Source organism: Bradyrhizobium sp. USDA 4011 (assembly GCF_054063415.1).
Genome location: NZ_JBSSGG010000001.1, coordinates 2,899,205 through 2,919,755 on the forward strand (window position 1 = coordinate 2,899,205; position 20,551 = coordinate 2,919,755).

Consider the following 20,551-nt stretch of genomic DNA (forward strand, 5'->3'; position numbering starts at 1 on the left):
ATGAACGGCGAATGAAGCGTTGCGTCTGAGTTGATTGCCGGGCGCGTGGCTCGCGCCCGCTGCATGATCCTCTGCATGATGCGGACGCGATTGGCGGTGCCCGCATATCCGGTGCGTGCGGCTCACCGACTGGATTCGCGGACGCTGCCGCGCGCGCTCCACGAGTCATGTCCAGGCGATCAGCACAAGAGAAAAGCCCGGCCGCGCGTGGCGCGGCCGGGAGTTAATGGCAGACGTTTTCTTGTTCTCAGAAGTGATAGTTGATGCCGGCGCGAACCAGGCTGAAGCTGTAGCCGTTCGGCGCGCCGCCGGTAATCGTGAAGTTGCTGTTGGCGAGATCGACGTAGAGATATTCGATCTTGGCGCTCCAGTTCGGGGCAAAGCCCATTTCGACGCCGGCGCCGACGGTGAAGCCCGCATTGGTATGCGACTCCGATATGCCGAAAGTCTCGCCGCGCAGTTCGCCGAAGGCAAGACCGCCGGTCGCGTAGAACAGCACATTGTTGACCGCATAGCCGGCGCGGCCGCGCACCGTGCCGAACCACGGGTTGGAGAACTTCCAGGGCGCGAACCGATCGTCGGCGGTGGTGCCCTGGATATCGGCCTCGATGCCGAACACCCACGGAGAGCCGTTCTGGAAATTGTAGCCGGCCTGCACGCCGCCGACGAAACCGGACGGCTTGGTCGGGTTGTTCTCGACCGAACCCCAGCCGTAGCCGACGTTGCCGCCGAGATAGGGACCGGCCCAGCTATAGGCATTGAGCGGCTGATAGACGGTATAGGGCGAGCCGTAGTTGAGATCGGCCGCCGCCGCCGAGGTCGTCCAGCCTGCGACGATCAGTGCCAGCGCACGCGCAACAAACCGGGTCATGGGTACTCTCCACACGCAACTGCCGCAGCCCGCAGGCCCAGGGCCGGCGTGGTTACGGAATTCCACTTTTTTCGCTAAGGTTTATCGAGAGTTTTAAGTTAAAGGGTTGTTAAGCCCGGTTAGCGGCCCGCTCATCAGTCTTAACAATGTGTTACCAACCAGCCCCGGCCGGCCGCGCTGGGCCGGTAACGCGCTGCAATCGGGGTTGTTTTCCTGCGCCGCCAGCGCTGGCGACCGGTCGCCCAAGCGCTTAATTTACGGCCCATGGTTCACGATTCTCCCGAGCGTCCGACGCCGGCCCCCAAGACTGATCCCAAGACTGATCCCGGGGCTGACCCCAAGGCTGACCCCAAGGCGCGGCGCAGTGCAAAGTCCGATCGGCCTCAGGACGACCTGACGCTCGACACGAGCGACGTCGATCCGGAAACCTCCGCCACCGAGGAGGACGATGACGCGCGTCTTCCCGAGGTATCGGAGGACGCAACCGAGGCAATCGCCGAGGGGACGCTCTCGATCGGGCATGAGGCGATCGAGAACGCGGTCCGCCTCGCCCCGACCTCGCCCGGCGTCTACCGCATGCTCAATGCCGCCAACGACGTGCTCTATGTCGGCAAGGCGAAGAACGTCAAAAAGCGGCTGTCATCCTATGCGCGCGCCAACGCGCCGCTGCCGGCGCGCATCCTGCGCATGATCGCGGCGACCACGCATGTCGAGATCGTCTCGACCACGACCGAGACCGAGGCGCTGCTGCTCGAAGCCAATCTGATCAAGCAGCTCCGGCCGCGCTTCAATGTGCAGCTGCGCGACGACAAGTCGTTTCCCTATATTCTGATCACCGGCGACCATTGGGCGCCGCAGATTCTCAAGCATCGCGGCGCGCAGTCGCGGCCCGGACGCTATTTCGGCCCGTTCGCCAACGCAGGCGCGGTCAACCGCACCATCACGGCGCTGCAGCGCGCGTTTCTGATCCGCTCCTGCACCGACGGCTTCTTCGAGAGCCGCAGCCGGCCCTGCCTGCTCTATCAGATCAAGCGCTGCGCCGGCCCCTGCACGCGCGAGATCGATTTCCCCGGCTATGGCGAGCTGGTGCGCGAGGCGACCGAATTCCTCTCCGGCCGCAGCCACGCCGTGAAGCAACTGCTCGCGGCCGAGATGGAGAAGGCCTCCGCCGAGCTCGAATTCGAGACCGCGGCGCTGTACCGCGACCGTCTCGCGGCGCTGTCGGCGATCCAGTCGCAGCAGGGCATCAACCCGCGCACCGTCGAAGAGGCCGATGTGTTCGCGATCCACCAGGAAGGCGGCTATTCCTGCGTCGAGGTGTTCTTCTTCCGCACCGGTCAGAACTGGGGCAATCGCGCCTATTTCCCGCGCGCGGAAAAGAGCTTCACGCCCGAGGAGGTGCTGTCCTCATTCCTCGCGCAATTCTACGACGACAAGCCGCCGCCGAAGCTGATCCTGCTGTCGCACGAGATCGAGGAAAGCGCGTTGCTCGCCGACGCGCTGTCGGTGAAGGCCGGATTCAAGGTCGAGGTCTCCGTGCCCAAGCGCGGCGAGAAGAAGGAATTGATCGGCCACGCGCTGACCAACGCGCGCGAGGCGCTCGGCCGCAAGCTCGCCGATACCGCGACGCAGAGCCGGCTGCTGGAGGGCATGGTCACGACGCTCGGCCTGCCGCACACGCCGAAGCGCATCGAGGTCTACGACAACAGCCACATCCAGGGCACCAACGCAGTCGGCGCGATGATCGTGGCTGGACCCGACGGATTCATGAAGAACCAGTACCGCAAGTTCAACATCAAGTCCGAAGGGCTGACGCCCGGCGACGATTACGGGATGATGCGCGAGGTGCTGGAGCGCCGCTTCAAGCGGCTGCTGAAGCCGCCGGAAGGCGACGCCGCCAAGGCAAAAGACAAGGCGGACGACGACTCGTTCCCGCAATGGCCCGATCTCGTCATCATCGACGGCGGCCGCGGCCAGCTCAACGCGGTCCGGGAGATTTTTCAGACCCTCGGGCTGACCCAGGTCTCGCTGATGGCGGTGGCGAAGGGGCCGGAGCGCGATGCGGGACGGGAAACCCTGTTCATGCCGGACCGCGAGGCCATCAAGCTGGAGCCGCGCGACCCGGTGCTCTATTTCATCCAGCGGCTGCGCGACGAGGCCCACCGCTTCGTGATCGGCTCGCACCGCAAGCTGCGCAAAAAGGACATCCGCGAGGCCGGGTTGCAGGAGATCCCGGGCATCGGCCCGTCGCGCAAACGTGCCTTGCTGCACCACTTCGGAACGCTCAAGGAGATCGAGCGGGCCTCGATCGCCGACCTCGGCAAGGTTCCCGGTGTCAGCGCCGAGAGTGCCCGCAAGATTTTCGAGTTTTTCCACGCCCAGCCGGGTTAAACCAAAGGCGAGTCATCAGGGCGTCGCCTGCGGCAGGGCATCTGGGGCATGATGCGCAAAACTGGAAGCAACGTTCCGAAAAGATCATGCATAAACAAGGGGCTAAGGTGCCATGAGGATTCAGCCTAATCTCGCCGTGCTTTGGCGCCCGCACGGTTGACCTTCTGGCTTCAGCGGTATTGGTAGAACGGATGAACATCGCGACGACAAGGGGACAGACCAAGACCATGTCCCTCCCGAATATCCTGACCTACGCCCGGATCGCCGCGATCCCGGTGGTGATCGGCTGCGTCTACTGGCAGTCGATCCTGGACGGCCCGTTGTGGCTGCGCTGGGTGGCGCTGGCCGTGTTCATTGCGGCCGGGATCACCGATTATCTCGACGGCTATTACGCCCGGATGTGGGACCAGCAGTCCGCCTTCGGCCGGATGCTCGATCCGATCGCCGACAAGCTCCTGGTGGCCTCCAGCCTGCTGATGCTGGCCGCCGACAATTCGATCCATGGCTGGACGCTGTGGGCGGCGATCGTGATCCTGTGCCGCGAGATCCTGGTCTCGGGCCTGCGCGAATACCTCGCGGGGCTGCGGGTCAGCGTTCCCGTCACCAAGCTGGCGAAATGGAAGACCACGATCCAGCTGGTGGCGATCGGCTTTTTGATCGCGGGCGAAGCGGGCGAGCAGGTCTTCCCGGCGACCACCCTGATCGGCATCGTGCTGCTGTGGATGTCGGCGATCTTCACGATCTACACCGGCTGGGATTACTTCCGTGCCGGCATCCATCACCTCATCAAGGAGGATGAGGGATGAAGCTGAAATATTTCGCCTGGGTGCGTGAACGCATCGGCAAGGCCGAAGAGATCGTCGAGCCGCCGGCCGAGGTGCGCACCGTCGGCGAACTGATCGGCTGGCTTGCCGCGCGCGACGACGGCTACGCCCATGCCTTCGAGAAGCCCACGGTGATCCGCGCCGCGATCGACCACGCCCATGTCAAACCGGACGCTGTGATCTCCGGCGCCCGCGAGATCGCGTTCTTTCCGCCGATGACCGGCGGCTAGATCTTCCTATGGCTATCGCAACGACCATCCGGATCCAGGAAGCCGACTTCGACGTCGCAGAGGAGATCGCCGGCCTGAGCAAGGGCCGCACCGATGTCGGCGCGGTCGTCAGCTTCAGCGGCATCTGCCGCGGCAGCGAACAGGGCGAGCCGATCGCCGCGCTGACGCTCGAGCATTACCCGGGCATGGCGGAGGCCGAGATTGCGCGCCATGCCGACGAGGCGCTGGCGCGCTGGCCATTGCAGGGCCTCACCATCATCCACCGCTTCGGCCGCATCGCGCCGGGCGAGAACATCGTGCTGGTCGTGACCGCCTCGGCGCACCGGCAGGCGGCGTTCGAGGCAGCCGAGTTCCTGATGGACTATCTCAAGACCAACGCTCCGTTCTGGAAGCGTGAGGAAAGCGCGCGCGGCACGAGCTGGATCGAGGCGCAGGGCCACGACGACGCGGCCGCCGCACGCTGGACCAAATCCTGATGGCGAAGCGCAGCAAAGTGCCGGCCAGGCGCGGCCCCGCCGCGCCGAAAGCGCCCAAGAAGGCGCCCAAGGTCGGCGCCGGCGAGCTTCACACCCTGTTCGATTTCCTGCGCTATGCGGTCAGCCGCTTCAATGCGGCCAAGCTCGTGTTCGCGCACGGCACCACCGATCCGGTAGCGGAAGCCGCGTTCCTGATCTGCGAGACGCTGCATTTGCATCCCGACCAGTTCGAGACCTTCGCGAACGCGCGCGTCACCGTGGTCGAAGGCAAGCAGATCCTCGACCTGATCGAGCGGCGGATCGCGACGCGAAAGCCGGCCGCCTATCTCGTCAACAAGGTTTATATGCGCGGCCTGCCGTTCTATGTCGACGAGCGCACCATCGTGCCGCGCTCCTTCATCGGCGAATTGCTGGACTCGCATTTCGGCGGCGACGAGGACGGCACCTCGCTGATCGGCGACCCCGCCGAGGTCGAAAGCGTGCTCGACCTCTGCACCGGCTCCGGCTGCCTTGCGATCCTGGCCGCGCGGCATTTCGCCAACGCCGCGGTCGACGCGGTGGATATCTCAAAGGATGCGCTCGAAGTCGCCGCGCGCAACGTCGCCGACCATGGCCTCGACGACCGCGTGACCCTCCATCGCGGCGACCTGTTCAAGCCAATCGGCGACCGGCGCTACGATCTCATCATCTCGAACCCGCCCTATGTCGATGCCGAGGGCATGGCCGCGCTGCCGCGCGAGTGCCGCGCCGAGCCGAAGATCGCATTCGACGGCGGCGCCGACGGGCTCGATATCGTCCGCCGCCTGCTCGATGAGGCCAAGCGACATCTGACCCCGCAAGGCGGGCTGCTCTGCGAGATCGGCCGCGGCCGCGACAATCTCGAGGCCGCCTATCCCAACCTGCCGCTGCTCTGGCTCGACACCGAGGACTCCGAGGGCGAGGTGTTCTGGATCGCTGCCGCCGACCTCTGACGGACGCGCCGCGGCCGGCTCCGGTCGATTACGGAGCTCGACATCGAGGCCGGCCAAGACGAAGCGAAAATCGTGTGCAGTTCCAGCCGGTTCGGAAGATCGCAGGCCCGTCGAATCAACAATGGTGCTAAGCTTGCGCTCCGGGGACGTTCGGAGAGAGGGCGCGGGCGCGCGACATGATTCGCATTTCGACGATCTTCATCGCCATCTGCATGGTGCTGGTCGCAGCCTCGCTGGGCTTCGTGCTGTATTCGGTGGCGGGCATCAGCGGATCGGAATCGGCGATCGTGGCGCTCACCGCCCTCACCTGCCTGATCCTCTACAACGCCGTGTCGATGCGGTTGCGCGACCGCAGCGATGTCGGCGGCCAGATCGCGGATCTGTCGCGCGGCACCGCCGACCTCGCCCGCCAGGTCGCCGAATTCGGCCGCCGGCTGGCCGCGGTCGAAGGCCGCGTCGCCTCGGCGAACTCCACCGGCACCGACCGGATCCAGGGCATGGCCGGCGAGATCAACGAACTTGGCGGCCTGGTGCGGCAGCTTGCGGCGTCCGTCGCCCACCATGAGGATTTGCTGGCGGCCGCTCCCGTGGCACAGCCGGTCGCCTCGCCGCGCGACGAACTGCTGCAACCCGTCCCGCCGGCTCCGACCGCCGTGTTTGCACCCCCGCCGCCAGCTGCGCCCCCGGCAGCGATCTCGCGCAGCCAGACCCAGCTCATTGCCGCGATCCGGCACGCCATCGACGAGAACCGCCTCGACATCTACCTGCAGCCGATGGTGACGCTGCCGCAGCGCAAGGTGCGCTACTACGAGGCGGTGACGCGGCTGCGCGACGAGCGCGACCAGGTCCTTGCCGCCGACGATTTCATCGAGGCGGCCGAGGTCGGCGGCCTGATCGGCCGCATCGACCACATGGTGATGCTTCGCTGCGTCCAGGTGCTTCGCCGCCTGATGATCCGCAGCAAGGATGTCGGCGTGTTCTGCAACGTCTCGGCCGCGACGCTGTCCAGCCCGCAGCACTTCACCCAGTGCCTCGACTTCCTCGAGGCCAACCGCGCGCTGGCGCCGTCCTTCGTGCTCGAGTTCAAGCAGGCCACCTTCCGCAATCTCGGCCCGGTCGAAAGCGAGAATCTCGCGGCGCTGTCGCAGCGTGGCTACCGGTTCTCGATCGACCACGTCAGCGACCTTCGCTTCGAGCCGCGCGAGCTCGCCGATCGCGGCGTCCGCTTCATCAAGGTGCCGGCCGCGCTGCTGCTCGACGCCACGCAGAGCGCGACCACCGATATCGATCCCTCCGATCTGTCCGACCTGCTCGGCCGCTACGGCATCGACCTGATCGCCGAACGGATCGAGGGCGAGCGCTCGGTGGTCGACCTGCTCGACTACGATGTCCGGTTCGGCCAGGGCTTCCTGTTCGCGCCGCCGCGGCCGTTGCGGCCGGAAGGGGCATCTGCTACCGCCGAGGCTCCGCAGACCAAGCCCCAGGACCTCAATGGCGCCGGCACTTCCGCACCCGTCTCCAGCCCCGCAGCGCCACCGCGCACGACCGGCAGCGCCGCGCTGGCGCGCCGCGCGCTCGGGCCCAACTGACCGGCGGTTCGCATCATGACATCGCTGCGTTTCGTGGAGCGGCTGCGCGACCTCACGGACAGCGTCGACGTCGTGCTGTCGGACATCTGGGGCGTCGTGCACAACGGGCTCGAATCCTTTCCCGAGGCCTGCGAGGCGCTGCACACCTTCCGCCAGCAGGGCGGCACCGTCATCCTGATCACCAACGCGCCGCGTCCGGCTGACTCAGTACAGCGCCAGCTGCGCAAGCTCGGCGTCGCCGACGAGACCTATGACGCGATCGTCTCCTCGGGCGACCTGACGCGCCACTTCGTTGCCGATCATCCCGGTCAGAAAATATTCTGGATCGGCCCGGAGCGCGACAGCTCGATCCATCGCGGCCTCGACGCCACCTTGGTGCCGCTGGAGCAGGCCGACTACATCATCTGCACCGGACTGTTCGACGACGAGACCGAATCCGCCGAGGATTATCGCGACACGCTGCTCAAGGCGCTCGAGCGCAAGCTGACGCTGGTCTGCGCCAATCCGGACATCGTGGTCGAGCGCGGCGACCGGCTGATCTATTGCGCCGGCGCGGTTGCCGAACTCTATCGCGAGCTCGGCGGCGAGGCGGTGTTCTACGGCAAGCCGCACCGGCCGATCTACGAGCGCGCCATGGCGCTGGCCGCCGAGCGCCGCGGGCGTCCGACGGAACTCAGCCGCGTGCTCGCGATCGGCGATTCCGTGCGCACCGACCTCACCGGCGCCCACGGCTTCGGCATCGATCTCCTGTTCGTCACCCGCGGCATCCATTCCGAGCAGTTCGAGGGCATCGAGCAGCTCGACCCCGCCTCGGTGAAAGAATTGTTCGGCCATCCGCCCCGCGCGCTGATGCGCGAGCTGAAGTGGTAGCGGGCAACCCCGCAGGGGCGCCCCGCCGCCAAAATATCGAAAACAACCCCATGCAAAGGAGCCCACGGCGCGCAGTGTTCGGCCAGTCGCCTTGACACGTCGGGCAACTCAGGGGCATTCTTCCAATATTCCGAAATCGCGCACGCGACTGCTCGCCTCACTTTCAACCCCAAAGACGCAAATGCCCGGGACACCCCGGGCATAGCGTGAATTTCAGTTGATGCGATGTCGGGCGGTTACGCGGTCGCCATGTCCGGGAACACCGCCTCGATCTTGGTCTTCAGCGTGGCCGCATTGAACGGCTTGACGATGTAGTTGTTCACGCCGGCCTTCTTGGCCGCGATCACGTTCTCGGTCTTGGATTCCGCCGTGATCATGATGAAGGGCGTGGTCGCGAGATTGGGATCGGCGCGAACTTCCTTGAGCAGGTCGTAGCCGGTCATCGGCTCCATATTCCAGTCGGAAATCACCAGGCCGTACTTCTTGCCGCGCATCTTGTTGAGCGCCGCAGAGCCATCGGAGGCATCGTCGATATTCTCGAATCCAAGCTGCTTGAGAAGATTCCGGATGATGCGGATCATGGTGCTGTAGTCATCAACCACCAGAACCGGCATGGACAAATCAACCGCCATCTTTCCCCCCAAAACCACTAACGCAACTTGGCTTCTGCACGAACGCAGCTTTCCGCCAACGACTAACAGCAGCCGTTAAACAGCGCGTTAACCGGCTGAATCCGGATTGTTACGGATTTGACGCGATTTTCGCTATGCTTGACTTCCACGCCGCCGCCGCGTCACGGTCCGGCCCGCAACAATCATGCTTAAGAATCCTTGAAGAATCCCTGACATGAGCACCGGCTTTACCGTTATCCGCGACAACACGCCCGAAAGCGCCATTCCGAAGGGTGCCGTGGTCGCAATGGGAAATTTCGACGGCGTCCATCTCGGTCACCGCGCCGTGATCGGCGCGGCGCTCGCGATGGGCAAGTCGCACAGCGTGCCCGCGCTCGCCGTGACCTTCGAACCGCATCCGCGCAGTTTCTTCAGCCCGAACACTCCGCAATTCCGTCTCACGGACGAGACCAACAAGCTGCGGCTGCTCGCGGCCACCGGGCTCGCCGGCGCCGTCGTCATGACCTTCGACAAGGCGCGCGCCGGGACCACGGCACAGGACTTCATTCACCATGACCTGATCGGCCGGCTCGGCATCAGCGGGATTGCGGTCGGCTACGACTTCCATTTCGGCAAGGGCCGGGTCGGCTCGCCGAGCCTGCTCGTCAGCGAAGCGCCACGGCTCGGCATCGAGGTCGATGTGCAGGCCCATGTCGACATCGAGGAGCGCCCGGTCTCCTCCAGCGCCATCCGCATGGCGCTCGCCGAAGGCCAGGTCGACGATGCCACCACGATGCTGGGCGGCCCGTGGTTCGTGACCGGCAAGGTGATCCATGGCGAGAAGCGCGGCCGCGACCTCGGTTACCCCACCGCCAACATCCGCCTCGACAAGCATTGCGGCCTGAAGCACGGCATCTATGCGGTGCGGGTCGGCAAGGCCCACGGAAACGACAAGGTGCGGTTCGACGGCGTCGCAAGCTTCGGACGCCGGCCGACCTTCGACAACGGCGCGCCGCTGCTCGAAGTCTTCCTGTTCGACTTCAAGGGCGATCTCTACGACACGGTGCTCGATGTCGCCTTCATCAGTTTCATTCGCGAAGAGCTGAAATTCGACACCATCGAGGCGTTGATCCGCCAGATGGATGACGACAGCGCCAGGGCGCGCGCGGCATTGGCCGCAGCGCCGGACGCGTTCCCGCAGCTCGGAGTGATTGGTTGAAGACAGAGAAAGAGAAGATGCTGGCGGGCGAGCTCTATCGCCCGGATGCAGAACTCGCCGCCGACCATACCGCGGCGGAACATTGGATGGCGCGCTACAACGCGTCAGGCGCATCGTCAGCAGCCGAGTTGCACGCCCTGCTCTCCGCGCGCTTCCGCAAGGTCGGCAAGGACGCCGTGATCCGGCCGCCGTTTTTCTGCGATTACGGCAGCAATATCAGCCTCGGCGACGGCGTATTCCTCAACTTCAATTGCGTCATCCTCGACGTCATCGAGGTCGTGATCGGCGATCGCACCCAGATCGGGCCCGCGGTGCAGATCTATACCGCCGACCACCCGCGCGACGCCGCGACCCGGCGCGCCGGGCTTGAATTCGGCCGCCCGATCCGGATCGGCAGCGACGTCTGGATCGGCGGCGGTGCCATCATTCTGCCCGGCGTGACCATCGGCGACGGCGCCCTGGTCGGGGCCGCCAGCGTGGTGACGCGGGACGTCGCCCCCGGCGCGACCGTGGCGGGGAATCCGGCCCGGCCGCGGCCGGCCTAGAGGCATACGGCTCTTGATCCGTCGCCCTGAGGAGCGCGAAGCGCGTCTCGAAGGGCCGACGGCCACCAGCCGGGCCGATTCATCCTTCGAGACGCGCTACGCGCTCCTCAGGATGACGGGGATAGGCTCTGCAGGTCCCCCGGAACGGTCTCCCGGCCAACCGGGGCTTTGCGATTTCCCCGTCTGGCTGCTATGGAAACCCCATGTTTTCGCGGCGCATCATACGGATTAGCGGCCCGGCTTCCGCCTGAGCCTGAAGGCTCGGCGCAAGACCGGGACTTCGTCGTTTCACCCGCGATTGATCGCGTTTCCGCGCCCGCACCTGCCAAATCAGAGCTTTTATGTCCGACAAGCCGCAAAAGACCGACGCCCAGAAGACTGACGCTAGGGACTATTCCAAGACCCTTTACCTGCCGCAGACGGAATTCCCGATGCGCGCCGGCCTGCCCCAGCGCGAGCCAGAAATCCTGAAATACTGGAACGACATCGGCCTCTACGACAAGCTCCGCCGGGAAGCCGAGGGCCGCGCCAAATTCGTGCTGCATGACGGCCCACCCTACGCCAACGGCAACATCCATATCGGCCACGCGCTGAACAAGATCCTCAAGGACGTCGTGACCAAGAGCCAGCAGATGCTGGGCTTCGACTCCAACTACGTGCCGGGCTGGGACTGCCACGGCCTGCCGATCGAATGGAAGATCGAGGAGGAGAACTACCGCTCCAAGGGCAAGCAGAAGCCCGACTTTCGCGACTCCGCCGCCATGGTCGCGTTCCGCAGGGAATGCCGCGCCTATGCGACGCACTGGATCAACGTGCAGCGCGAGGAGTTCAAGCGGCTCGGCATTATCGGCGACTGGGATCATCCTTACCAGACGATGAGCTATCCGGCCGAGGCGCAGATCGCCCGCGAGCTGATGAAGTTTGCCGCCAACGGCACGCTGTATCGCGGCTCCAAGCCGGTGATGTGGAGCGTGGTCGAGAAGACCGCGCTTGCCGAAGCCGAGGTCGAATACGAGGACTACACCTCCGACATGGTGTGGGTGAAATTCCCGGTCACCTCGCCGGCGCATGGCGCGCTGGCCAATGCCTCGGTGGTGATCTGGACCACCACGCCGTGGACGCTGCCCGGCAACCGGGCGATCTCGTTCTCGCCGAAGATCGCCTACGGCCTCTACAAGGTCACGGACGCGCCCGCCGACAATTGGGCGAAGACCGGCGATCTCCTGATCCTGGCCGACGCGCTCGCCGCGGAAGTGTTCAAGCAGGCGCGCGTCACGTCCTATGAGAAGGTTCGCGACATTCCCGGCGACACGTTGGACGCCGTGGAATGCGCCCATCCGTTGAAGGGATTTGGCGGCGGCTACGAATTCATCGTTCCGCTGCTATCAGGCGAGCACGTCACCGACGACACCGGCACCGGCTTCGTGCACACCGCGCCTAGCCACGGCCGCGAGGACTTCGACGTCTGGACGGCCAACACCCGCGAGCTCGATGCCCGCGGCATCCCGACCGCGATCCCCTACACCGTCGATGAGAACGGCGCCTACACCGCGCAGGCGCCGGGCTTCACTGGCAAGCGCGTGCTCACCGACAAGGGCGAGAAGGGCGATGCCAACGAGGCGGTGATCAAGGCGCTGATCGAGGCCGGCAAGCTGCTCGCGCGCGGCCGCCTCAAGCACCAGTATCCGCATTCCTGGCGCTCCAAGAAGCCGGTGATCTTCCGCAACACGCCGCAATGGTTCATCGCGATGGACAAGCCCATCCTGGACGCCCCGGGCAAGCCCGGGGCTATGGCGGAGAACGGCCACGCCAAGAAGGGCGACACGCTGCGCGCCCGCGCGCTGCAGGCGATCTCGGTCACGCAATGGGTGCCGCCGGCCGGCGAGAACCGCATCAACGGCATGATCGCCAACCGCCCGGACTGGGTGATCTCGCGTCAGCGCGCCTGGGGCGTGCCGATCGCCGTGTTCGTGCGCGAGAACAGCGACGGTTCGGCCGAGATCCTGCAGGACGAGGTCGTCAACCAGCGCATCACCGAGGCGTTCATGGAGGAAGGCGCCGACGCCTGGTACATGGACGGTGCTCGCGAACGCTTCCTCGGGAGCCGCGCGTCCGAGAACTGGAAGAAGGTCGACGACATCTGCGACGTCTGGTTCGATTCCGGCTCCACGCACGCCTTCGTGCTGGAAGACCGCCAGAACTTCCCGCAGCTCGGCAACATCGTCCGCAAGATCGACGGCGGCAACGACACCGTGATGTATCTCGAAGGAAGCGACCAGCACCGCGGCTGGTTCCACTCGTCGCTGCTGGAAAGCGCCGGCACGCGCGGGCGCGCGCCGTACGACATCGTGCTCACCCACGGCTTTACGCTCGACGAGAACGGCCGCAAGATGTCGAAGTCGCTCGGCAACACGGTCGAGCCGCAGAAGGTGATCAAGGATTCCGGAGCGGATATCCTGCGCCTGTGGGTCTGCGCCACCGACTATGCCGACGACCAGCGCATCGGGCCGGAGATCCTGAAGAACACCATCGAGACCTATCGCAAGCTGCGCAACTCGATCCGCTGGATGCTCGGCACGCTGCATCATTTCAAGCCGAGCGAGAAGGTCGCCTTCACCGAGATGCCCGAGCTCGAGCGGCTGATGCTGCACGAACTGGCCGGCCACACCGAGACCATCCGCAAGGCCTATGCGGCGTTCGACTACAAGACCGTGGTCGCAACTCTCGCGGCCTTCATGAACTCCGAGCTGTCGGCGTTCTACTTCGACATCCGCAAGGACACGCTGTATTGCGACCCGCCGTCCTCGGTGGCGCGCAAGGCGGCGCTGACCGCAATCGACCTGCTCTGCGACGCGATCCTGAAATGGCTGGCGCCGATCCTGAGCTTCACGTCGGATGAAGCCTGGCGGATGTACCGGCCGAACGCCGAGCCCTCGGTGCACCTCACGCTGTTCCCCGAAGGTCTCGAGCAGTTCCGCGACGACGCGCTCGCCGCGAAGTGGGAGACGATCCGCAACGTCCGCCGCGTCGTCACCGGTGCGCTCGAGCTCGAGCGCGCCGCCAAGCGGATCGGCTCGTCGCTCGAGGCCTCGCCGGTGATCTACATCGCCGACCGACAGATGCTGGCCACGTTGTTCGACATCGATCTCGCCGAGGTCTGCATCACCTCGAACTACGAGGTGCGCGAGGGCGAGGCGCCTGCGGGCGCCTTCCGCCTCGATGCCGTGCCCGGCGTCGCCGTGGTGGTCGAGAAGGCAGTCGGCACCAAATGCGCGCGCTCGTGGAAGATCCTGCCGACGATCGGCGAGGATCCCGAATATCCCGACGTCTCGCCGCGCGACGCCCAAGCGCTGCGCGAATGGAAGGCGCTGGGGGGCACGGCTTGAGCTCGCCGGTTCGCGCCGGTGTGCTGGCGGCGGTCATCATCCTGATCGCCGACCAGGCCTCCAAGCTCTGGCTGCTTTACGTCCTCGACATCGCGCACCACGCCCCTGTGACGGTGACGCCGTTTTTCGATCTGGTGCTGGCCTGGAATCCCGGCATCAGCTTCGGCTGGTTCCAGAGCGAGACCCCGTCGGCCCAGATCCTGCTGATGGTGATCAAGGCCGCTGCCGTGATCGCGCTGGCGATCTGGATGGCGCGGTCGCGAACCTGGCTTGCGACAATGTCGCTCGGCCTGATCATCGGCGGCGCCATCGGGAACGGGATCGACCGCTTCGCCTATGGTGCGGTGGTCGATTTCGCCCTGTTTCACGTCGAGATCGCCGGAAAAACCTATAATTGGTACATCTTCAACCTTGCCGATGTGGCGATCGTTGCTGGCGTGGCGGCCCTATTGTATGATTCCGTCATGGGGACCCCCGCCGTAAAAGCGCCCTGATCCCGGCCGATACGAGCCGGTCGGCGGCCGACCTGCACCCAGCGGAACTGAGCGCTAAGCCAGTGATCGCTTTGGCGAATTTTGAGATGGGAATAGCGCGATGCGCAACACCAAAGTCCGCGGTTACCTGATCGAGACGTCACGGCTGCCTCTGATGCGCGGCCTGCGTCTGGCGTTCGTTGCGGCCGGGATCGGCCTGGTGATGACGGCAGGCCCGGTGCGTGCCGGCGACGATGACGATGACGGCGATGACGGGCTGACCTTCGAAGAGCGGATCATCGACAATCTGATGACCGGGCTCGGCGCCAAGAGCGCCGCCAGCAAGGGCATCGACTATCGCGAGCGCTCGCCGCTGGTGGTGCCGCCGAAGCTCGACCTGCCGCCGCCTGCCACGGCCGCCCAGGTCAACGCGCCGAACTGGCCGAAGGACCCTGACGTCGCGGCGCGCAAGGCTGCGATCGCGGCGCGCAAGAAGGAAGTCAAGAAGGAGCCGTGGCAATCAGCGGTGGCGTTGACGCCGGCCGAGATCGAGGCGGGCCGCAAGCAGCAGACGGCCACCGAGGGCCGCAGGGAGCCGCTCGAGCCGGGCACCAACACCAATCCGTCGCTGATGCCGAGCCAGCTCGGCTACAACGGTGGTCTGCTCGGCATATTCAAGGGGAACAGCAGCGAGTCCAAGCCGTTCACCGGCGAGCCGACGCGCGACTCCCTGACCGAGCCCCCTCCGGGCTACCAGACCCCGTCTTCAGGCTTTGCCTATGGCACAGGCCCGATGAAGCCGAAGGTGAACGAGGGCCAGTACGACGTCATGACCGGAAAACCGATCCAGTGACGCTTGGCCTGCTTGGGCGAAGGCTGACATGAGCAAAGCTTAATGCGGAGGGACGTCCGTCTCTCCGCTTCGTGACGACTGGCACGGACTGCACCGTGTACGATGGCGTCTGCATGCCCGGCCATCCGTTCAGGCTTCCATAAGGACCATGATGCCCTCACGCCGATCGATCGCCCTGTTCGCTGCCGCCTTTGTTTCAACCATCCCGCTGTCGGGCACCAGCCTCCGCGCCCAGACCACCGTCACCTCGGAACGCCCCGCGAGCTTCACGCTCGACAACGGCCTGCAGGTCGTGGTGATCCCCGATCACCGCACGCCGGTCGTGACGCAGATGATCTGGTACAAGGTCGGCTCCGCCGACGAGACGCCGGGCAAATCGGGCCTCGCGCATTTCCTCGAGCACCTGATGTTCAAGGGCACCGCCAAGCATCCCGCCGGCGAGTTCTCGCAGACCGTGCTGCGCGTCGGCGGCAACGAGAACGCCTTCACCTCCAACGACTACACCGGCTATTTCCAGCGCGTGCCGCGCGAGCAGCTGCCCACCATGATGGAGTTCGAGGCCGACCGGATGACCGGCCTGATCCTGAAGGATGAGAATGTGCTGCCCGAGCGCGACGTCGTGCTCGAGGAGTTCAACATGCGGGTTGCCAACAACCCGGATGCCCGGCTCACCGAGCAGATCATGGCCGCGCTCTATCTCAACCATCCCTATGGCCGGCCGGTGATCGGCTGGCACCAGGAGATCGAGAAGCTCGACCGCGAGGATGCGCTCGCCTTCTACCGCCGCTTCTATGCGCCGAACAACGCGATCCTGGTCATCGCCGGCGATGTCGACGTCAAGGACATCCGCCCGCTGGTCGAGAAGAACTTCGGCCCGATCCCGGCGCAACGTGCGATCCCTGAGAAGCGGGTCCGGCCGCAGGAGCCGACACCGGCCGCGCCGCGCACCGTGACGCTGTCGGATCCCCGCGTCGAACAGCCGAACCTGCGCCGCTACTATCTGGTGCCGTCCGCGACTACGGCGGCGGCGGGCGAGAGCCAGGCGCTCGATGTGCTCGCGCAATTGATGGGCGGCGGCGCCAACTCCTACCTCTATCGCTCGCTGGTGATCGACAAGGGCCTCGCGATCTCGGCCGGCGCCGGCTATCAGGGCACCGCGCTCGATCCATCGCAATTCTCGATCTCGGTGACGCCCAAGGTTGGCGTCGAGTTCGCGCAGATCGAGGACGCGATCGACAAGGTGATCGCCGATCTCGCGCAGCACCCCGCACGCGCCGAGGATCTCGAACGGGTCAAGACCCAGCTGATCGCGGAAGCGATCTATGCCCAGGACAACCAGGCGACGCTGGCGCGCTGGTACGGCGGCGCGCTGACCACCGGGCTCAGCATCGACGACATCCGAAGCTGGCCGGATCGCATTCGCGCCGTGACCGCCGAGCAGGTGCGCGCAGCTGCCGCCACCTGGCTCGACAAGAAGCGGTCGGTGACCGGCTATCTGATCAAGGATACTGCGCCGAAACGCGAGGAGAAGCGCTCGTGACCTATTCCATCACCCGCCGCGCGGCGCTGCTCGGCGGCGCCTGCGCCGCGATGCTGACGCTGACCTCGGCGCCCTCGCAGGCCGCGGCCAAGATCCAGCGGCTGGTGTCGCCCGGCGGCATCGAGGCGTGGTTCGTGCAGGACGCCACCGTGCCGCTGATCGCGATGGAATATGCCTTCGGCGGCGGCGCCAGCCAGGATCCGCCCGGCAAGCCCGGCGTCGGCAATCTGGTCGCCGACCTGCTCGACGAGGGCTCCGGCGATCTCGATTCCAAGACCTATCATGAGCGGCTCGAGCGCCGCGCCATCGAGCTCAGCTTCCAGTCCAACCGCGATCAGTTCCGCGGCTCGCTGCGCATGCTCAAGGACAACAAGGACGAAGCCTACGACCTGCTGCGGATGGCGCTGACTTCGGCGCGGTTCGAGCCGAAGGACGTCGAACGCATCCGCGCCCAGGTGATCTCGAACCTGCGCCGCGAATCGACCAATCCGTCCTCGCTGTCCGGCCGCAAGTTCCTCGAGCTCGCCTTCGGCGACCATCCCTATGGCAGGACGGCGACCGGCACGCTGGAGAGCGTGCCGAAGATCGAGATTGCCGATCTGAAGGACTATGTCCGCCGCATCATCGCCAAGGACACGCTGCGGATCGCGGTGGTCGGCGATGTCGATCCCGATACGCTCGGCAAGCTCCTGGACAAGACCTTTGGCGGCCTGCCGGCCAAGGCCGAATTGACGGCGATTCCCGACGTCGTGGCGACCAAGCCGCCGCAGCGCGCCTTCGTCCCGCTCGACGTGCCGCAGACCGTCGTCACCTTCGGCGGCCCCGGCATCAACAGGCACGACCCGGACTTCATGGCCGCCTATGTGGTGAACCACATTCTCGGCGGCGGCGGGCTGTCGTCGCGGCTCTACAAGGAAGTGCGCGAGAAGCGCGGGCTGGCCTATTCGATCTATGAAGCGCTGCTCTGGATGGATCACTCCGCGCTGTTCATCGGCAACACCGGCACCCGCGCCGACCGCGCCGGCGAGACCGTCGATGCGATCGAGGCGGAGATCCGCCGCATCGCCGAGGAAGGCCCGACGCAGCAGGAGCTCGACGAGGCGAAGTCCTATCTGAAGGGCTCGCAGATGCTGGCGCTCGACACCTCCTCCAAGCTCGCGCAGGCGATGCTGCAATACCAGCTCGACAAGCTGCCGATCGACTACATCGAGAAGCGCAGCGCCATCGTCGATGCGGTGACGCTCGACGACGTCAAGCGGGTCTCCAAAAGGCTGTGGGGCAACGGCCTGCTCACCGTGATCGTCGGCCGCGCCCCGCAAGCCGCAGCGCAGCCGGCATCGGCGCCGCCGAAGGCGAACTGACGCTGTTACGCGCGCGTCTGCTTCGTCATACACCACCGTTGTGGCCACCCCTCTCCCCACCCTCCCCCGCAAGGGGGGAGGGAGCCATCCGCTTGTGCGCCCCTTACTTGCCTGACTGCGAAAGTGTCGGCTGTGATGCGATGTGATGTGAGCACGTCTCTCGGGCTCCCTCCCCCCTTGCGGCGGAGGGTTGGGGGAGAGGGGTGAGCCACGCGCTCCGGCCGCGGACGTAACGAACACCGCCCAAGCACGCCCAGCGCAAACCCGCTATCCTGCGGCCGCCGATTCTTCCCTCCACGGGTGATGTCATGCTGCGGCTGTCCCGCGACCTTACGATCGACGAGAACGACATTGAGATCGTCTTTGTCCGTGCCTCCGGTCCGGGCGGGCAGAATGTCAACAAGGTCTCGACCGCAGCCCAGCTTCGCTTCGACACGAACAAGATCGCGCTGCCGCCGGACGCGGCGCAGCGGCTGGCGCGGCTCGCCGGCAGCCGCATGACCAAGGACGGCGTGATCGTGATCCAGGCGTTCCGCTTCCGCACCCAGGAGCGCAATCGCGCGGACGCGATCGAGCGGCTGTTCGAGATGCTGAAGGAAGCGATGGTGCGGCCGACACCGCGGCGGCCGACCAGGCCGACGCTCGGCTCAAAGAAGCGCCGGCTCGAAGGCAAGAAGCGCCGCAGCGACATCAAGGCCGGCCGCGGCAGTCAACGTTTCGACGATTAGAGCGTCTTCGAGCGAAGTGGATCCCGGTTCGCGTGAAGAAAGCGCGTCAAGACTAGAATCTGGCGCCCCGCTCCGATTCAATCGGAGCGGAGAAGGCTTTGGGGAGCACCGGACGCAGCGCAGGCACGGCGCTGCATCCGGGATCCGATCATCGCGGATCAGTACTTCTTGGTTGCAGGCGCCATCTCGGAACCACCAGACTTCGATGTGGCGTGGCCGCTGCCGACCGTTCCCTTGTTGCCCGACTTGGCGCTGGTGCCGCTCTTTTGCGTCGGCGAAGTCGGCTGCGCCGCCATTTCCTCATCGCCGCTGCCGGACATGCCGCCACCCTGCTGCATGGTCCCACTGCCTTGTGCGCCGCCGCGAAGCTGGGTGCCCGGTGCAGCCGCCCCCTGGGCCAGGACGGGGCCGGCCATCGCGGCCGAGATGGCAAGGGCGAGCACGCTGGTTCTTGCAAACGTCATCCACTTCTCCTGGACTTTGATTGACGATGGACGGAGCGGCGCAGGTGTGCGCCGTTTGCAAACGCCGACCCTGAACCCCATCGCGCGAGACTGAATTTTCCGCAAACGGCGCACGCGCAATGCAAGCGGCGTCGTGTGGTGATCGTGCAGGGATTTCGCGGTCATTTTGCGGATTTGTCGTCCGCATATGCGGCAAGGATCGGTTCCGCGCCAGATCGCCGCCCAGCTTTGTTCTGCTGTGAAACAGCCCGCTACTACCAACGGCCGATTTCAGCCTCCTACAGTCTGCGCACAGAGGCGGTGATGTATATGACAAAGCTGCGCGCAGGACGGACGGCAAGCTGGACGATGGCGCTCGGATTTTGCAGCGCAATGCTTGCAGTGCAAATCGCGCATGCGCAGATGCCCCTGCCCGCAGCCAAGCCGCCCGACGGGGCGACGCTGTTCAAGCAGCAATGCGCGACCTGCCACACCACCAATGCGTCGGATCCGGTGCGGCAGGGACCGTCGCTCTACAAGGTCGTCGGCCGCCATGCCGGCAAGGCCGACGGCTTCAGATATTCCGCGGGCTTCGCCAAGGCTGATTTCGTCTGGGACGACGTCAGGCTCGATGCCTGGCTGACCAATCCGCAAGAGGTGATCGCAAGCAGCGTGATGGCCTACCGGCAGGCCAAGCCGGAGACCCGCGCGATGATCATCGCCTATCTGAAGGAGCTGAACTGAATGGCGAAACCCGTGCATTCGATGATCCGCGTGTTCGACGAGGCCAAGGCGCTCGACTTCTACAAGCGCGCGTTCGGGCTCGAGATCGCGGACAATCTGCGATTTCCCGACTTCGCGCTGATCTATCTGCGCCATCCGTCCTCGCCATTCGAGGTCGAGCTCACGGTCAATTTCGACCGCAAGGAGCCGTACATGCTCGGCGACGGCTACGGCCATCTCGCCGTCGTCGTCGATGACCTCGATGCCGAGCACGCGCGCTTCGAGCAGGAGAAGCTCTCGCCCGGGCCGCTGCGCGACTTCAAGCATGACGGCAAGACGCTGGCGCGCTTCTTCTTCGTCTCCGATCCCGACGGCTACAAGATCGAGGTGATCCAGCGCGGCGGGCGCTTCGGCTAATCCAATTAGAAGATAAATTACGGAGGAAAC

Annotated in this window: 20 protein-coding genes; 17 read left to right on the forward strand and 3 right to left on the reverse strand. The window is 65.5% G+C overall.

All coding sequences use genetic code 11. The features are described 5' to 3' along the window. Positions 1–247: 247 nt before the first annotated feature. Positions 248–871 (reverse strand): outer membrane protein, encoded by a 624-nt coding sequence (locus ACVW1C_RS13615; RefSeq protein ID WP_456758861.1) that lies wholly within the window; start codon positions 869–871, stop codon positions 248–250. Positions 872–1,135: 264 nt separating this feature from the next. Between ACVW1C_RS13615 and uvrC the strand changes: the two genes are divergently transcribed. The 7 genes from uvrC to ACVW1C_RS13650 all read left to right on the forward strand — a co-directional run bounded on the left by uvrC (position 1,136) and on the right by ACVW1C_RS13650 (position 8,222). Further along, positions 1,136–3,262, forward strand: coding sequence for an excinuclease ABC subunit UvrC (gene uvrC, locus ACVW1C_RS13620; RefSeq protein ID WP_456758862.1), 2,127 nt, complete (start codon positions 1,136–1,138; stop codon positions 3,260–3,262). A gap of 191 nt (positions 3,263–3,453) precedes the next feature. Next, complete coding sequence (gene pgsA / locus ACVW1C_RS13625) at positions 3,454–4,068, forward strand: CDP-diacylglycerol--glycerol-3-phosphate 3-phosphatidyltransferase (protein ID WP_016844474.1); 615 nt, start codon at positions 3,454–3,456, stop codon at positions 4,066–4,068. Further along, positions 4,065–4,316 carry a molybdopterin converting factor subunit 1 gene (moaD, locus tag ACVW1C_RS13630; protein ID WP_173638532.1) on the forward strand — a complete coding sequence of 84 codons (252 nt, stop codon included), beginning with the start codon at positions 4,065–4,067 and terminating at the stop codon, positions 4,314–4,316. The genes pgsA and moaD overlap by 4 nt, the downstream gene beginning before the upstream one ends. 8 nt (positions 4,317–4,324) lie before the next feature. Further along, a complete protein-coding gene (locus ACVW1C_RS13635) occupies positions 4,325–4,792 on the forward strand; it encodes a molybdenum cofactor biosynthesis protein MoaE (protein ID WP_456758863.1) in 468 nt (155 codons plus the stop codon). Then, a complete protein-coding gene (gene prmB, locus ACVW1C_RS13640) occupies positions 4,792–5,763 on the forward strand; it encodes a 50S ribosomal protein L3 N(5)-glutamine methyltransferase (RefSeq protein WP_456758864.1) in 972 nt (323 codons plus the stop codon). The genes ACVW1C_RS13635 and prmB overlap by 1 nt, the downstream gene beginning before the upstream one ends. Before the next feature lie 176 nt (positions 5,764–5,939). Continuing rightward, complete coding sequence (locus tag ACVW1C_RS13645) at positions 5,940–7,352, forward strand: EAL domain-containing protein (RefSeq protein ID WP_456758865.1); 1,413 nt, start codon at positions 5,940–5,942, stop codon at positions 7,350–7,352. A 15-nt stretch (positions 7,353–7,367) separates the two neighbouring features. Next, positions 7,368–8,222, forward strand: coding sequence for a TIGR01459 family HAD-type hydrolase (locus tag ACVW1C_RS13650; RefSeq protein ID WP_456758866.1), 855 nt, complete (start codon positions 7,368–7,370; stop codon positions 8,220–8,222). Between the two features lie 236 nt (positions 8,223–8,458). On the opposite strand, the gene ACVW1C_RS13655 is transcribed toward ACVW1C_RS13650, so the two are convergent. Further along, on the reverse strand, positions 8,459–8,854 hold the full coding sequence (locus ACVW1C_RS13655) for a response regulator (RefSeq protein WP_016844467.1): 396 nt from the start codon (positions 8,852–8,854) through the stop codon (positions 8,459–8,461). A 214-nt stretch (positions 8,855–9,068) separates the two neighbouring features. On the opposite strand from ACVW1C_RS13655, the gene ACVW1C_RS13660 reads away from it, so the two are divergent. The 8 genes from ACVW1C_RS13660 (at position 9,069) to arfB (ending at position 18,938) form a co-directional block, all read left to right on the forward strand. Next, positions 9,069–10,052 carry a bifunctional riboflavin kinase/FAD synthetase gene (locus ACVW1C_RS13660; protein WP_456758867.1) on the forward strand — a complete coding sequence of 328 codons (984 nt, stop codon included), beginning with the start codon at positions 9,069–9,071 and terminating at the stop codon, positions 10,050–10,052. A 17-nt stretch (positions 10,053–10,069) separates the two neighbouring features. Continuing rightward, on the forward strand, positions 10,070–10,597 hold the full coding sequence (locus ACVW1C_RS13665; RefSeq protein WP_456763074.1) for a sugar O-acetyltransferase: 528 nt from the start codon (positions 10,070–10,072) through the stop codon (positions 10,595–10,597). 341 nt (positions 10,598–10,938) lie between these two features. Continuing rightward, entirely contained in the window at positions 10,939–13,983 is a 3,045-nt protein-coding gene (ileS, locus tag ACVW1C_RS13670; RefSeq protein WP_456758868.1) for an isoleucine--tRNA ligase, read from the forward strand. Then, on the forward strand, positions 13,956–14,477 hold the full coding sequence (gene lspA / locus ACVW1C_RS13675) for a signal peptidase II (protein WP_456758869.1): 522 nt from the start codon (positions 13,956–13,958) through the stop codon (positions 14,475–14,477). Before ileS ends, lspA begins: the two co-directional genes overlap by 28 nt. A gap of 100 nt (positions 14,478–14,577) precedes the next feature. Beyond that, positions 14,578–15,309 (forward strand): hypothetical protein, encoded by a 732-nt coding sequence (locus ACVW1C_RS13680; protein ID WP_456758870.1) that lies wholly within the window; start codon positions 14,578–14,580, stop codon positions 15,307–15,309. Positions 15,310–15,457: 148 nt separating this feature from the next. Continuing rightward, positions 15,458–16,849, forward strand: coding sequence for a M16 family metallopeptidase (locus ACVW1C_RS13685; protein ID WP_456758871.1), 1,392 nt, complete (start codon positions 15,458–15,460; stop codon positions 16,847–16,849). Further along, positions 16,846–18,210: a M16 family metallopeptidase gene (locus tag ACVW1C_RS13690; RefSeq protein WP_456758872.1), complete on the forward strand. Its 1,365-nt coding sequence runs from the start codon at positions 16,846–16,848 to the stop codon at positions 18,208–18,210. Before ACVW1C_RS13685 ends, ACVW1C_RS13690 begins: the two co-directional genes overlap by 4 nt. A 308-nt stretch (positions 18,211–18,518) precedes the next feature. Next, a complete protein-coding gene (gene arfB / locus ACVW1C_RS13695) occupies positions 18,519–18,938 on the forward strand; it encodes an alternative ribosome rescue aminoacyl-tRNA hydrolase ArfB (protein WP_223967170.1) in 420 nt (139 codons plus the stop codon). A gap of 158 nt (positions 18,939–19,096) precedes the next feature. Here the strand turns inward: arfB and ACVW1C_RS13700 are convergent, their stop codons facing one another. Beyond that, on the reverse strand, positions 19,097–19,402 hold the full coding sequence (locus tag ACVW1C_RS13700) for a hypothetical protein (protein WP_456758873.1): 306 nt from the start codon (positions 19,400–19,402) through the stop codon (positions 19,097–19,099). Between the two features lie 402 nt (positions 19,403–19,804). Between ACVW1C_RS13700 and ACVW1C_RS13705 the strand changes: the two genes are divergently transcribed. Then, complete coding sequence (locus ACVW1C_RS13705; protein ID WP_456763075.1) at positions 19,805–20,125, forward strand: c-type cytochrome; 321 nt, start codon at positions 19,805–19,807, stop codon at positions 20,123–20,125. Next, the gene (locus tag ACVW1C_RS13710; protein ID WP_456758874.1) at positions 20,126–20,521 is read left to right on the forward strand and encodes a VOC family protein; all 396 of its coding nucleotides are present in this window, start codon (positions 20,126–20,128) and stop codon (positions 20,519–20,521) included. The last annotated feature ends 30 nt before the right edge of the window (positions 20,522–20,551 follow it).